Source organism: Devosia yakushimensis (assembly GCF_030159855.1).
Classification (GTDB): Bacteria; Pseudomonadota; Alphaproteobacteria; order Rhizobiales; family Devosiaceae; genus Devosia; species Devosia yakushimensis.
The window spans coordinates 1,695,958-1,708,631 of sequence record NZ_BSNG01000001.1 but is presented as its reverse complement, the minus strand read 5'-3'; the positions used below and the strand labels follow the sequence as shown (position 1 = coordinate 1,708,631).

Sequence of the window (12,674 nt, the reverse complement as noted above, 5' to 3'; positions counted from 1 at the left end):
TCTCGCATCAGGCCGCATGGGGCGGCGGAGGCGCGGGCGGTCCATGCCTATTTCCTCGCAGTTTCCGGCGCCGGCCGTTCCCACACGTGGTGGCGCGCTCGAGGCTTTGGCCCTCCAGGCCGGACAGGTCATTTCCGCCAAGGTCATCGGCCCGGCGCCCAATGGCGGCACGCAGGTACAAATCGGCGATCACCTGCTGAATCTGGTATTGCCGGTTCCGGTCAAGCCTGGCGCGGTCCTGCAGATGGAAGTGGCCGGCAGTGGTAGCCAACTGCGCCTCATACTCCAGCCGCAACAAGCAGCCGCGGCCACTCCACAGCCCGTGCAGACCGGCGCTCCGCTTTCAGGCATTCCCACGCCTAGCGTAACACCACAGCCGGCAACGGGCGCGCCGGCGCAAATGCCTGTATCCCTCCCGCCCGTCGCCGCGCCACAGACAGTTTTGATGTCCACGCCGCCGCAGCCGGCTGTTCAGCAGGCGTTATCTACGCCGCTCCGGGCCCAACTGCCGGCGGCACAGCCGGCCGCGGCTACGTTGCCAACGGTCTCGTACGCAGCCGCTACGCCGTCTGCAGCGGCACCGCAGCAGGCGGTTCCTGTTCCCTTGCCACCTACCCAGCACCCGCAGGCAACGACGCCCGCCAATATGGGCCGTGTAGCGGCGGGACCGACCGTACAAATGGCTCCACCGCCCTCAACCGGCACAGTGCCATCCGCGCCGCCGCGGCCGCCCGCCACGCCGGAGAGCGCGCTGGCGCAGATGGTGCAGACCTCGGTGCAGCGACAGGGCAGCTTGGCAGCGCTCACCTCGGCCCTGGCGTCCATTGCGGGGAAGGTCACGCTGCCCGAGCCGGTGGCGCGCGCCGCCCAGCAGGTAATGGCCGGACGCGTGTCGCTGAACACGCCCATTGATGGGGCGATGCTACAGAAGGCGGTGCTAACCTCGGGCATATTTCAGGAAACGGCGCTGAAAAGCGGCCAGACGCCAGCCCAGACCGATCTGAAATCGGCGCTGCTGACCCTGCGCCAAACGCTTTCCAGCTGGCTGGGCTCGCAAGCCGCACCCGTGCAGCCGGCGCCTATGGCGCCCCCGGTTCGCGGTGGTGTGCTCCGCGCCCGTGCCATGCAGGAAGCCGGCGGCATCGATCCGGCGTCGACCACAGCCGAAGAAGCCGGAAAAATCCTTCTCGACCTCACCGAGGCGGCCTTGTCGCGGATCAGGCTGCACCAGCATGCCTCTTTGCCCGACCCCACCGGCAAGCAGGGGGGCGACTGGAGCCTCGACTTGCCGGTGCTGGTTGGAAATCATCAGACGCTGCTGCAAATGCAAATCCATCGCGACGGACGAAGCGGTGGGGAGCAGGAGAACGAGCCGGGTTGGCAGATGCGCTTCGCGCTCAACCTGCCAGCGCTGGGTGAGGTGGGGGCACAGGTATCGTTGCGAGGCGGAGCGACGGGTATCATGCTCTGGGCGGGTGAGCCCGAAACCGCTGCGCTGCTTGAAAGTGAATTGCCCGAACTCCGTACCGCCCTGGCCGCCACGGGCCTGCGTGCCGGCTCAATTGTCGTTCGCCGGGGCGAGCCGTCTGCCGCGCAAGCGCCATCGGGTCACTTTCTGGATGCACAGACATGAGCAGGGAGAGCAAGCCGCGCGCTTTGGCTGTCGCGCTGCAATATGAAAAAGGCACGAGCGAAGCGCCGCGCGTCGTCGCCAAGGGCAGGGGGCTTATTGCCGAACGCATCATTGCCATGGCCGCCGAACACGACGTGGTCATCGAAGCAAATCCGGTGCTTGCCGAGGCGCTGAGCGCGGTCGAACTGGACGAAACCATTCCCATCGAACTCTATGAGTCGATCGCCGTGGTCATCGGCTATGTCCTGCGCATTGCGGCAAAGAAATAGCCCCGCAACCGAAGTTGCGGGGCTGAATAGTCAGCTCGAAGCTTTACGTTCTTATTGAACGCCAAACATCTGCTTGGCAGCCTGTTCAGCCATGTCGGCAGCCTGCTTGACCTGATCGTCGCTCAGGCCCTGGGCCTTGGCCGCATCTTCAGCAGCCTTGCGGGCGGTCGCGATTGCTTCGTTCTTCTGCTCGGGCGTCATGTTTGCCGCCTGTGCCTGAACGGCCTGCATGGCCTGCTCGGGCGTCATGGTGGCAGCGCCGGCGGCGGGAGCTGCGGGAGCAGCTGCCGGTGCGGCGGCAGGCGCCGCGGCGGGTGCAGCAGGTGCCGGCTCGGCAGGCGCTGCGGCCGGAGCAGTGGTCTCGGTCGAAGCGGCGGGCTCGGCCGGGGTCTGCGGATCACTGCATGCGGCCAGCGCAAACATCGAAAGAGCAGCCAGCGGCAGCAGGAACTTGGAATTCATCGACAATCTCCCATAAATTTTATGATGTTAGGTATGCAGATCACCGCTTCGTTACCGCACGAAGCTGGACGAAATTTGGTCAACTTTGCGGCTTCTTCGCGGCAACAAGAACTCTTTGCATCGCTCTTGGTTCCGCGCGGTTGCAACCGGTGCCGATGTTTCCCATTTTCTTGCTACGACCAGATGTCAGGGAGCCGGAAATGTTGAACCAGCAGGAACGTGACGCCATAAACGACCTGTTCGACCGAATCGAAGCGGCGGCTCGCAAAAGCCCGCCACGGGAAGCAGAGGCCGAGGCTCTGCTCCAACAGCGCCTGCGGGCCTATCCGCCATCGCCATACTATATGGCCCAGACCATTCTGGTGCAGGAGCAGGCCCTCCGTTCCGCGCGCGAACGCATTGAGGAACTCGAAGCGCGACAGCAATCGGGCGGCGGTTTTCTCGGTGGGCTCTTTGGCGGCGAGGAGCCGGTCCAGCAAGGGCGGCGGACTCGTGGCCCCTGGGATCGGCGCGACGATAACGACACTGCACGAGGGCAGGGCGGCGGCTTCCTCGCCGGCGCTGCCCAGACCGCATTGGGCGTGACTGGCGGCCTGTTGCTCGGCTCGGCCATCGCAGGAATGCTCAGCGGTGGCGCCGAAGCCTCCGAATATGAGCCGGACGCCCCTCAGGAGCCCGCCGAGGACATGCAGAGCGGCGACGCCGATTTTGGCGACGACGACTTCGACATGGGCGGCGATTTCTAGGCCTGGGCCAGTCCAGTACCAGGCTGCGGCCGCAGTGTTCTCACTAGGCGCATCGCCCTGCAATTGACGCGCGAGGCGATGCTACGCACTAGCACGCTATTATTTGGCATAAGGATCGTTTTATCGCATTTTTGCGTTGTCGCCCGATGAGGTTGAAGCGATTGCGCTTTCAAGCCTCACATTCGCGCTGAAACCCCTGTTCGATGACCCGGTCGTCGGACGAAACGGAGGATAAGTTGATGGCGGAAGATTGGGCCCTGAATGTAAGAAAATACGCGCCTCAAGCCGACCCCGATATCATTGCCGGAATCATTCGTCATTGCGGCATCGCCCTGCAAAGCCGCGACGCTTCATTGGTCTCGTTCACCGATAAGGCCGAAACGGACCGCGTTCGGGAAAGCTTCTTGAAAAAGAAGCTCGGCGTGATGGAGGCCGACGAGCAGTTGGACAATTCGATCACTGCCGTAGGCGAGAAAATGAAAGGCGAGTCTTTCAGGCACCGCGTTACGGTCTACTACCTGCTCGCTGACCATTATGGGAAGCTGGAGGTGTTCAGGAAGTCCCCCGCCCATGCCGGCGACGCCCATGCCAATGGCTCGCATGGTGCCGAGCCACCTGCCGCTCAGGCGCGGCACGTTTCCGAAACATTCCGGGCGGCTGAAGCGCCACATATCGCCGAAGTGCCCCGTCCGGTCGAAGCGCCAGATGCACCGGCGACCCATAGCGCCGAACCTCTTGCGGCCGCTGCCTACAAATCAGCCGATCCCGGCGACACCGCAAGGTCCGGAGCTGCCAGCCTCGGCAGTTTCGGTGCAGTTGGTGCCGCCGCCGGAGTGGCCGGCGTCGGAGCGGGTGGTGCGGCGATCAAGGGCACGCTTGGCGCTGGCGGAGGCCATGGATATGGCGCCCCCACGTCAAGCGCCGGCGGCAGTGCAGAAGGCAGCGCGGCACAGGCCTTTGTCGGCTCAAGCGCGGTAGAGGAACCGGCAACCCGGTCCGGCGGCATACATTGGCTGCTTTGGCTCGTTCTCGCCATCGCCGTCGTGCTGCTGGTGCTGTACCTGCTGGGCTACCGCCTCTAGGCGTCGCGATCCCTTACCCGCTCTTGGGGGAAGGTCAGTATTTCTCGTAGAACTCGTTGCCGCCCGCTTCGAGCACATAGTGCATATTGTTATAGGGGAAGCGCAGCCCGGCCGTGTGGAAGTGCTGCGCGTTCTGCACGCCCGGATGGCGCGCACCGGCCAGCACCTGGTCGGCCATCTGTGCGGCAAGCACCGCGCCGCTATCGGTCATCTTCTTGCTGAGCACGCCCTGGGCGAACTGGTTCTTCTGCCCCACGACACCGCAGACCGATTTGGGATAGCGCGGATCGTTGAGCCGGTTCATCACCACCGTCCCCACCGCCAGCATGCCTTCTGAGCTCGAGCGGTTCGATTCAAAATACATGGCGCGCATCAGGCATTCTTTTTCGCTGAGCTGGGCCATGCCGAAATTGAGGCCCATGAAGCTGCAGCCGCCCAGACTGGTGGCGACGACAGCCAGCGCGGCGACGCGCAAAAGCGCCTTCGACGAAAAGTGCATGAGTCATCTCCGGTCTGTTGCTGTGCTGCAAGTTTGACCGAAAATGACTCTGTACGATTAAGGAAACGGTGACCAGGGTGGTTAGCAAAAAGCTAACGCTGCTAGTCGCGGCGGAAAACCAGCGCGGAGATGAGGGCGATGGTGCCCAGTGCAATGATTACCGGCACCGGGTTTTGCTGAACGGCACGCGTCGCGACCCCGGCCTGACGGCCGACCTGGCGGGCAACGACCGCGCCCTGGTGGCGCACTTCATTGGCCAATGCCACCGCATTGTGCTGCACGTCATGCAGGCGATGCCCGCCATAATCTCCGACCGCGTCCGCTATTGTCGCGATCTCCTTGCGCAGAGCCGCAACCTGGTGGATGAGGTTGTCCGAGATATCGTCGCCGGTCTCTTCAATCTGTTTGATAGCTCGTCGTGCTGAAGTTGCCATCATGACGCTCCCATGGTTTGTGTTGCCTCCGATCAACTCGGCCTTGGCCCAATGGTTCCGGCGGTGGGGCAATTGGTCATTGGGATTGAACGGGAAATTGACTGGCCGGTCTTGGAACAGCCAGATTGAATGACCAGTTATAGTTCAACGCCAGACCAGCAAGGGATAGTGCATGCGAACCAAGAGCCACGCCCGCCTCAACCGCCAGTTCGACCGGCTGCAACGCCGCGTTCCGGAGTTTGCCGCAGGTTGGCTGGAACGCGTCCGCCGCCCCGAGGCCCGCTGGGTCCGCATTCCGCTCGGCATACTGCTGGTGCTGGGCGGCATATTCAGCTTCCTGCCCGTCCTGGGTATCTGGATGCTTCCGCTGGGGCTGCTCTTGCTGGCGCTCGATTTGGTTTTTCTGCAGGGGCCTGTCAATCACGCCATCGTCCGCGGCACCCGCAAATGGTCGACCTGGCAGCGGGCGCGCCGCGACAAGAAGGCCCGCACCAGCAATTAAAGCCGGGTTTTCTGCCCATAGGCTGCTTCGATGATGTCGACCGCGGCAGCCAGCTTTTCGTCGACGACATGCAGGTAGCGCGTCCAGTCGGCCAAGTGGCTGAGATCCGCCACGCCGTCGGAAATGCCTCTCAGGGCCAGCAGGGGCACGCCATAACTCTGGCAGGCGCGCAGGATCGCATAGGTTTCCATATCCACCATTTCGGCGTCGATGGCGTCATAGGCCGCGCCCGAAACGACATTCGCGCCGGTCGACAGGCTCGCGCCCTTCAATCCATCCAGCAACGGCGATAGCGGCAGCACCGCGGGCAGATCGAGCAGTGGCGTCCGGCCTTTCTCGAAGCCGAGCGCCGAGGCATCCATGTCGCGATAGCTCACTGAATGGGCCTGATAGACTTCGCACTGCTCAAGCGTCCGCGAGCCTGCCGATCCCAGCGAAACGACCAGATCGGGCAACGCATCGATGGCCTTTGCCTCGGCAAGCGCCCGCGTCATCACCACCGCTGCTTCTACCGGGCCTATCCCTGTCATCAAGGGAGAAATGCGCGCCTGCAGATGAGGGCCATATTCGGCCGGAGCGGCCATCACGTAGAGAATCGACATGGCGCGAAATTAACACGCGACTGGTACCAGCCAAGCGAATTGGCGTTACCGCTTCGGTAATAGAGCCATGACAATATGATGACATTCGGCGGTGGCGATCATGCCGCGCCTTGTTTGTATTGAGTTTTGAAGTGCGTTTCGCAGTAGTCGAAAACAGCCGGGCTCCTGTCTCGGTGGAAGATGTCGAAGCCGAAGCCAGGCGGCGCCTGCGATACCTCAAGCTCGATGAGTGGCGCACGCGCGAATTCATCACCGGGCGGCCCATGCCCGAGGTCATCCAGCATCTTGTGCAGCAGATCGATCTGGCGTCGCGAGCGCTGTCGCGCATGTCGCCGATCCCGCACGACTATTTCGACGACGTCTATTGGCCACGCATGTGGGAAGTCGAATTCGGGCCGATATAAGCCGCCCGCGCTGGTTCTGCTACAAAACTGAAGTACGCCTTTGCTATCGCGACGCTATGGCCGGATCTTTACGCGGCGCGTCCTTGAGCTTGTCGATCAGATAGGCATGCGTCGCCTTGTTGGCGACGATGACGCAGCCGGTCTTCTCATAGAATTCCGGCCCGCGGCCCCACCAATCCGTAACGACGCCACCGGCTTCCTGCACCAGCAGCACGCCGACGGCCCAATCGACCAGGCCCGATTCCTCGTAATAGCCGGTCAGCCGGCCCAGCGCGACATAGGCGCAGGAATTGGCGGAGCTGCCCACAATACGTACCGAGCTGATCGGATCTCGGATCTGTTCTAGCCGCTGATAGAAGCCGGGGAAGGTGAACAGGCGAGACGTGGCGAGGCCCGTGCCGACATTCATCAGGCCGATATCGCTCTGCTCGCTGACCTTGAGAGGCTCGCCATTCATAAAGGCGCCTTCTCCCTTGATGGCGGTGAACATCTCGTCGGACACCGGATTGTAGAGCGCGCCGCAGACCGTCTCATTGCCCCGGCGTAGGGCGATCGAAATGGTGTAATGCATGCCATTGATGAAATTGGTCGTGCCATCGATGGGATCGACCAGCCAGCGATATTCCGGGTCCGTGCCCGTCACCGGGGCGAATTCCTCACCGGTAAAGCTCCAATTCGGATAGCGCTCGAACAGAAATTTGCGGATGAGCTTTTCGGATTCCATATCGGCTTCGGAAACAAAGTCTGCTGGTCCCTTGATGCCGATTTCGAGATCGCGGAAGCGCTTGAAATACCCCAGCGTCAGGGCGCCTGCTTCGCGGGCAATGGCGACCATATCGGCGAGCACGGCATCGTAGGACTGCATATCTATCTCCAGGCCGCTGTGGCCATATCGTCTCAGGAGCCCACCCGGCTCACACTGGGCGGCCTAAATTATTCCGCAACGAGGGCCACAAGGCCCTCGGGATCGTCAGTGGTGATCTGGTCCACCTTGAGCGCCAGCAGCCGTTCGACCGCCGCGCGGGAATCCGCATTTGCCGCCTTGATCGTATAGCTGTCTACGCGCCGGGCATGCTGGTGAAAGGCTTCGATGAGATCGAAGCCCTGCCGATCCGCCGCAAGCACCAGCGGATAGGCCAGATAGATCATTTCCGCCTTCGGGGACGCGGCAATGGCATCAGCGACGAAACCGGCATAATCGCGCGAAACGGCAAGCCGCTCCAGCGCCCCGTCATGGCAGGGATCGTAGCCGATCCGCATTCCCTCGACCCCCTCGCTCAGCAAGCGCACCGAGTCCGCGTCGCCCGACGACAGGATCATATGCCGCGCCACCGGGCCGACACTGTCCTTGAAGGTGCGGATGGCGCGGTCGTCGAGCACCTTAGCATCTTCCTTATAGTCCAGTTGCAGCAGCGCATCGGGATGGGCGCCGCTTTCCGCCAGCAGCGCGGCCAGATCTTCCAGCAGCATGACCGGCTGGTCGAGCGGCTTGCCGTCTTCATCGCGCAGATAGAACGAGCGCAATTGTGCCGCCGTGAGTTCCGCCACTTTGCCGGTGCCGGTGGTTTCCCGCTCGACGCTCAGATCGTGCAGCACGGCGTAGCCGCGATCGGCATGCACGACCAGATCGACCTCGACACTGGCACCCAGCCGCATACCCTCAAGAATCCGCTGCCCGGTGAAAGCCGGATCACCGGCACGGCGGCGGCCACGGTGCCACTTCAACCAGGTCTTGTGGCCGTTGCGGACGATAGTGATGGGGTCGGTCATATCAGCTTCGATGAATAAGGGCGTGGTTGCGATAACAGGCGATGGCCCGAGGCGTCAGGGTAACCGCCTGGCCGGTCTTGAACAGGTCGGGATGGGCAACCGAGGCCTTGAGGCGCGTCGCATCCGGCAGTTCCAGATCGACCAGCCCATGGGTGCCATAATCGGTGACGCGGTGCACCTTGGCCTGGCCGTTTTCAGCGACCGCGGCAAGGTCCAGCGCCTCGGGGCGAATAGCCAGCGTGGCGGGGCCATCGGCGACCGGCAGCGGAAAGCTGAAGCCGGAGCGACTGAAAACGCCGTTGGAAACGCTGCCTTCCAGCAGGTTCATCGTGCCGATAAAACCAGCGACGAAGGGAGTTTTGGGCTCGCGATAGACCACGTCGGGGCGGTCGGCCTGTTCGATCTTGCCATCGCGCATGACCACAATGCGGTCGGCCATGGACAGCGCCTCATCCTGGCCATGGGTCACGAACAGCGTTGTGATCTTGAGGCGCTGCTGGATATCGCGCACTTCCTCGCGCAGCCGCTCACGCAGATGCTGGTCGAGGCTGGCAAAGGGCTCGTCGAGCAACAAAATCTTGGGTTCCAGGACCAGCGAACGCGCCAGGGCCACGCGCTGTTGCTGGCCACCGGAGAGTTGGGTGACATGACGCGTGCCATAGCCACCCAGGCCAACCAGCTCCAATACGCCTTCCACCCGGCGCTTGATCTCATCGGCCGGCAGGCGGCGCAGCTTGAGGCCGAAGGCGAGGTTCTTGAAGACGTTCATATGCGTCCACAGCGCGTGGCTCTGGAACACCATGCCGGTGGGTCGTTTCTCGGGCGGAAGGTGGGTGATTTCCTGCCCGTCGATGGTGATGAGGCCACTCGAAGGCCGCTCAAACCCGCCAACCATGCGCAGCAGGGTGGATTTGCCTGATCCCGATGGGCCGAGCAGGCAGACCAGCTCGCCATCGGCGACATCGAGGGAGAACGAATCCACGGCACGCGTGGTGCTGAAGACCTTGGAAACGTCGGAGATATTGAGAACGGACATGAGACTTCCTAGCCGCCGAAACCGCGGGCGAACGATCCCGAATTGACCACGCGGCGCGCGAACAGCAGGGCAATGAAACTGGGCACCCAGAGCAACACCGACAACACGGCGCCATATTGGATGACCGGCTGGTTGTTGATGAACGAAATCATCAGCACGGGCAGGGTGCGGACTTGCGGCGCGCCGATCAGCCAGGCGCCCTCGGTTTCGTAGAACGTACCGACGAAGGAGAGCAGGATGGCCGCGGCAATGGTCGGTCCGGCCTGGGGCAGGGTAATCGACCAGAACACCCGGAACGGTGAAGCGCCGACGTCGCGGGCGGCCTCCTCCATGCGCCGGTCAACGGCCTGGAAAGCCGCAACGGGAATCCAGATCATGAACAGCAGCGTGCCCACGAGCTGGATCAACACAACGCCCCAGAATGTGCCGATCAGGTTGAGTTGCAAAAAGATACCGGCAATGGCGACCAGAAGGCCGAATTTGGGAAAGGCGTGCCCGGCAAGGAACGAGAAGAACAGCAGGTTCCGTCCCGGGAAATCCATTCTGGCAAAGGCGTAGGCCGCCGGCAGGCAGATCAGTGCCGACAAAAAGGTCACCGTTGCCGCCAGCGTCAGGCTCATCGTGATCGAGCTCCAGACGTCGGCACGGGCCAATGTCTGGTTCCAGAATTTGAGGCCGAATTCCTGCGGAATGACCGAGGGGTAGCGCCAGACATTGGTGAATGCCCAGGTTCCCACCACCACTAGCGGAACGACAATGACGATTGTCAGGACAACGGCAAGGACGATGCCGGTCCAGTCTATTTTGGGTCGGACGAGAGCGGCGGCCATCAGGGCGTCCTGTTCTTGGCGACGGAGCGCACATAAAAGAGCCCGAACACGATGCAGAACCCGAAGGTGACCACGGCCTGCGTAATCGCATTGGTCGGATCGAACAATTCGCGGAACGTGCGCTGCATGAACGGCCCCATCATTTCCGGCGCCGCCGGACCCAGCACATAGGGCAGCGTGAAGGCTGAGAAAATGCCCAGCACCGCGAAGGAAATGGCGACCAGGATGGAATTGGAAATGCGCGGCAGGATAATGTGCCAGAGAAGCGCAAGGCGCCCGGCACCTACATCGCGCGCCGCTTCGATGGACTGATTGGACACATTGCCCAGACCGGACAGCAGGATCAGCACCGTCAACGGGATATTGTCCCAGACCAGGCCGATGACCGGCCCCCAGGGGGTCAGATAGGGCGTGCGGATCTTGGGCAGGCCCACGGCATTGAATAGCAGGTCGACGGTGCCGTTCGGACCGAGCACGCGGATAAACGCGAAGCTCAGGATGATCGAGGGCACGAACATCGGGAAAATGGCGAGGCCCTGCACATAGGCGGCCACGCGGCTGTCGGAAAAGCGCAGATAGAGCGCGATCGGCAGGCAGACCACCAGCAGCAGGATGGCGCAGACCATGGTGGTCCACAGCGTCAGCGACAGGTTGGAAAGGCTATAGGGATCGCTGAAGAAGAAGCGATAGGTCTCCACCGAGAAGGCCGTGCCTTCGGGCGTTTTCACCCAAAGCGTGGTGATGACGGCGGAGATGATCGGCCAGATCACCAGCCAGATCACCATCAACACGGGAATGGCGACGAGCAAGAGGCCAATTGGCCTCTTGCGACTTGGTTCCACGGCCGCGATCGGGCCGGACGTGACCGCTGTCACGAATTGGGATCCACATTCGGAGCCACGGCGCGATACCAGCCGTCATTAACGGCCTTTTCCCAATCGCCACCCGGGAAAACCGGGATCGAGGTCGGGATGATATCCTTGAACTTCTCACGCAGATCGGCAGCGACATAATCCCAGGAAACGCCGGGGAAGCCGCCCAGTTCAGTCAGCACGGCCGACTGGATTTCTTCGCTGAGCACGAAATCGGCAAGCTTGAGCGAAGCGTCCTTGTTCACGCCATTGGTCAGCACGGCGATCTTGGTGAAGCCGCCCGGCAGGCCGAGATCGGAGAGCTGAACCAGGCCGGTGGTTTCCGGCAGCACGCCCTGGGCGATGGCCGACAGGGCCTGATCCGACCAGGTCGGGATCATGGTCACGGCCGACTGGCCCAGCAGCTGCAGCGACTGGGTATTGCCCGAAGTATAGGCGCCGCCGTCGAACATGGACGGAGCCAGGTCCTTGAGGATATCCCAGGCCGGGTTCAGCGCGGCATCGCCGAATTCCTGCGTGTAATTGTCGACGGTGAACTTGCTCGGGTCCTTGCCGTTTGCCTCGAGGATGGCGCGGCGCACGAAATTGCCGCCCGAACCGCCCTTGTTGGGACGATTGTAGATGAACTGGCCGGGATTGGCCTTGATCCAGGCAACCAGGTCAGGCCAGGTCTTGGGCGCATTGGCCGGGTCGAGCTTGGTGGTGTCGTAAGCCAGCAGAACCTGCGAGCCGCGATAGGGCAGGTTGGTCGGCGTATCGAAAGCCAGCGGATTGATCTTGGAATAATTGCTGAGACCGGCCTTCTCGAAATCGACATAGAGGCCCTTGGCAATGCCGTCGACCGTTACGCGGGTGTCGAAGCCCTCGAAAATGTCGGCCTGTGGATCAGCGCCAGTGGCCATGGCGGCCAGGGCGCGGTCGCCGATCGCAGCGACGCCGGCACCATCGCCGCCATCGACCAGGTTCAGCACCAGGCCGGGATTGGCGGCCTCGAATTTCGGCTTCACCACATTGGTCCAGAAGTCGAGCACGTTCTGGTCCGAGCTGGTGTACCAGTCGATAGTGCCCTCGGCACCAAACGACATACGGGGCAGCATAAGGGCGCCGGCAGCAGTACCGGCAGCGAGCATGAAATCACGCCGTTTCATTGTTGTCTCCCAAAGTCCGTTTTCGAACGGATGTTCCACTCGACGGTTTGTTCCGCCCGCAGATTTCATCGGTCTTGTGCCAATGCTGGAAGCAAGACTAACTACCCATTGCGAGCGTGTGCAAGCGGAAACCCGCCACCGGACACATAGTCACGGCGATTGCGTTGTAATCATAAGATTGCGACGGTCTTGTAACAGCGCCTTTTCCGGGCGGATTGGGCGGGTGGGCACAGCTATTGGCCGCCGCGGGCAACGGCTGCACGCGTGATCGATTCCAGTGCAAAAATATGGACGTAGGCGCTTCGAAGTTCGCACGCGGCGTGTCGGAACAGGATTTTCGCGACCTGTCATGATGAAACGGATGTTCTGAAATTCGGCCATGACA

15 protein-coding genes and 1 pseudogene are annotated in these 12,674 nt (G+C 62.2%); 6 read left to right on the top strand and 10 right to left on the bottom strand.

The annotated features are described in order from the left end of the window. The first annotated feature begins 43 nt into the window (after positions 1-43). Both fliK and QQL79_RS08365 read left to right on the top strand, forming a co-directional pair. Entirely contained in the window at positions 44-1,633 is a 1,590-nt protein-coding gene (fliK, locus tag QQL79_RS08370) for a flagellar hook-length control protein FliK (protein ID WP_284389776.1), read from the top strand. Further along, the gene (locus QQL79_RS08365) at positions 1,630-1,902 is read left to right on the top strand and encodes an EscU/YscU/HrcU family type III secretion system export apparatus switch protein (RefSeq protein WP_284389773.1); all 273 of its coding nucleotides are present in this window, start codon (positions 1,630-1,632) and stop codon (positions 1,900-1,902) included. The genes fliK and QQL79_RS08365 overlap by 4 nt, the downstream gene beginning before the upstream one ends. A 51-nt stretch (positions 1,903-1,953) precedes the next feature. On the opposite strand, the gene QQL79_RS08360 is transcribed toward QQL79_RS08365, so the two are convergent. Then, positions 1,954-2,364, bottom strand: a complete 411-nt coding sequence (locus QQL79_RS08360; protein ID WP_284389771.1) for a hypothetical protein — start codon at positions 2,362-2,364, stop codon at positions 1,954-1,956. A gap of 200 nt (positions 2,365-2,564) precedes the next feature. Between QQL79_RS08360 and QQL79_RS08355 the strand changes: the two genes are divergently transcribed. Then, positions 2,565-3,110 carry a DUF2076 domain-containing protein gene (locus tag QQL79_RS08355; protein WP_284389769.1) on the top strand — a complete coding sequence of 182 codons (546 nt, stop codon included), beginning with the start codon at positions 2,565-2,567 and terminating at the stop codon, positions 3,108-3,110. 203 nt (positions 3,111-3,313) lie between these two features. Then, the gene (locus tag QQL79_RS08350) at positions 3,314-4,192 is read left to right on the top strand and encodes a DUF2853 family protein (RefSeq protein WP_284389767.1); all 879 of its coding nucleotides are present in this window, start codon (positions 3,314-3,316) and stop codon (positions 4,190-4,192) included. A gap of 40 nt (positions 4,193-4,232) precedes the next feature. Here the strand turns inward: QQL79_RS08350 and QQL79_RS08345 are convergent. Both QQL79_RS08345 and QQL79_RS08340 read right to left on the bottom strand, forming a co-directional pair. Continuing rightward, positions 4,233-4,613 (bottom strand): annotated as a pseudogene (locus QQL79_RS08345) (cell wall hydrolase); the annotation flags it as partial. A 179-nt stretch (positions 4,614-4,792) separates the two neighbouring features. Beyond that, positions 4,793-5,125 (bottom strand): hypothetical protein, encoded by a 333-nt coding sequence (locus tag QQL79_RS08340; RefSeq protein WP_284389764.1) that lies wholly within the window; start codon positions 5,123-5,125, stop codon positions 4,793-4,795. 172 nt (positions 5,126-5,297) lie between these two features. Between QQL79_RS08340 and QQL79_RS08335 the strand changes: the two genes are divergently transcribed. Then, positions 5,298-5,627, top strand: a complete 330-nt coding sequence (locus QQL79_RS08335; protein WP_284389763.1) for a hypothetical protein — start codon at positions 5,298-5,300, stop codon at positions 5,625-5,627. Here QQL79_RS08335 and QQL79_RS08330 read toward each other — a convergent pair. Beyond that, positions 5,624-6,229, bottom strand: coding sequence for a 5'-methylthioadenosine/S-adenosylhomocysteine nucleosidase (locus QQL79_RS08330; RefSeq protein WP_284389762.1), 606 nt, complete (start codon positions 6,227-6,229; stop codon positions 5,624-5,626). The genes QQL79_RS08335 and QQL79_RS08330 overlap by 4 nt on opposite strands. A gap of 131 nt (positions 6,230-6,360) precedes the next feature. On the opposite strand from QQL79_RS08330, the gene QQL79_RS08325 reads away from it, so the two are divergent. Continuing rightward, complete coding sequence (locus QQL79_RS08325) at positions 6,361-6,633, top strand: hypothetical protein (RefSeq protein WP_284389760.1); 273 nt, start codon at positions 6,361-6,363, stop codon at positions 6,631-6,633. A gap of 43 nt (positions 6,634-6,676) precedes the next feature. Here QQL79_RS08325 and QQL79_RS08320 read toward each other — a convergent pair whose 3' ends face one another. The 6 genes from QQL79_RS08320 to QQL79_RS08295 form a co-directional block, all read right to left on the bottom strand. Beyond that, positions 6,677-7,498, bottom strand: a complete 822-nt coding sequence (locus QQL79_RS08320) for an inositol monophosphatase family protein (RefSeq protein WP_284389759.1) — start codon at positions 7,496-7,498, stop codon at positions 6,677-6,679. A 68-nt stretch (positions 7,499-7,566) separates the two neighbouring features. Further along, complete coding sequence (locus tag QQL79_RS08315; protein WP_284389758.1) at positions 7,567-8,403, bottom strand: glycerophosphodiester phosphodiesterase; 837 nt, start codon at positions 8,401-8,403, stop codon at positions 7,567-7,569. Between the two features lies 1 nt (position 8,404). Next, on the bottom strand, positions 8,405-9,439 hold the full coding sequence (locus QQL79_RS08310; RefSeq protein ID WP_284389756.1) for an ABC transporter ATP-binding protein: 1,035 nt from the start codon (positions 9,437-9,439) through the stop codon (positions 8,405-8,407). An 8-nt stretch (positions 9,440-9,447) separates the two neighbouring features. Beyond that, complete coding sequence (locus QQL79_RS08305) at positions 9,448-10,269, bottom strand: ABC transporter permease (RefSeq protein WP_284389754.1); 822 nt, start codon at positions 10,267-10,269, stop codon at positions 9,448-9,450. Next, a complete protein-coding gene (locus QQL79_RS08300) occupies positions 10,269-11,144 on the bottom strand; it encodes an ABC transporter permease (RefSeq protein WP_370461194.1) in 876 nt (291 codons plus the stop codon). The genes QQL79_RS08305 and QQL79_RS08300 overlap by 1 nt, the downstream gene beginning before the upstream one ends. Beyond that, the gene (locus QQL79_RS08295) at positions 11,141-12,289 is read right to left on the bottom strand and encodes an extracellular solute-binding protein (RefSeq protein WP_284389753.1); all 1,149 of its coding nucleotides are present in this window, start codon (positions 12,287-12,289) and stop codon (positions 11,141-11,143) included. The genes QQL79_RS08300 and QQL79_RS08295 overlap by 4 nt, the downstream gene beginning before the upstream one ends. Between the last annotated feature and the right edge of the window lie 385 nt (positions 12,290-12,674).

Coding starts and splice junctions, on each gene's coding strand:
- QQL79_RS08320 (WP_284389759.1), bottom strand. CDS start 7,498: ATGCAGTCCTACGATGCCGTGCTCGCCGATATGGTCGCCATTGCCCGC.
- fliK (WP_284389776.1), top strand. CDS start 44: ATGCCTATTTCCTCGCAGTTTCCGGCGCCGGCCGTTCCCACACGTGGT.
- QQL79_RS08340 (WP_284389764.1), bottom strand. CDS start 5,125: ATGGCAACTTCAGCACGACGAGCTATCAAACAGATTGAAGAGACCGGC.
- QQL79_RS08330 (WP_284389762.1), bottom strand. CDS start 6,229: ATGTCGATTCTCTACGTGATGGCCGCTCCGGCCGAATATGGCCCTCAT.
- QQL79_RS08310 (WP_284389756.1), bottom strand. CDS start 9,439: ATGTCCGTTCTCAATATCTCCGACGTTTCCAAGGTCTTCAGCACCACG.
- QQL79_RS08360 (WP_284389771.1), bottom strand. CDS start 2,364: ATGAATTCCAAGTTCCTGCTGCCGCTGGCTGCTCTTTCGATGTTTGCG.
- QQL79_RS08335 (WP_284389763.1), top strand. CDS start 5,298: ATGCGAACCAAGAGCCACGCCCGCCTCAACCGCCAGTTCGACCGGCTG.
- QQL79_RS08355 (WP_284389769.1), top strand. CDS start 2,565: ATGTTGAACCAGCAGGAACGTGACGCCATAAACGACCTGTTCGACCGA.
- QQL79_RS08315 (WP_284389758.1), bottom strand. CDS start 8,403: ATGACCGACCCCATCACTATCGTCCGCAACGGCCACAAGACCTGGTTG.
- QQL79_RS08305 (WP_284389754.1), bottom strand. CDS start 10,269: ATGGCCGCCGCTCTCGTCCGACCCAAAATAGACTGGACCGGCATCGTC.
- QQL79_RS08295 (WP_284389753.1), bottom strand. CDS start 12,289: ATGAAACGGCGTGATTTCATGCTCGCTGCCGGTACTGCTGCCGGCGCC.
- QQL79_RS08350 (WP_284389767.1), top strand. CDS start 3,314: ATGACCCGGTCGTCGGACGAAACGGAGGATAAGTTGATGGCGGAAGAT.
- QQL79_RS08365 (WP_284389773.1), top strand. CDS start 1,630: ATGAGCAGGGAGAGCAAGCCGCGCGCTTTGGCTGTCGCGCTGCAATAT.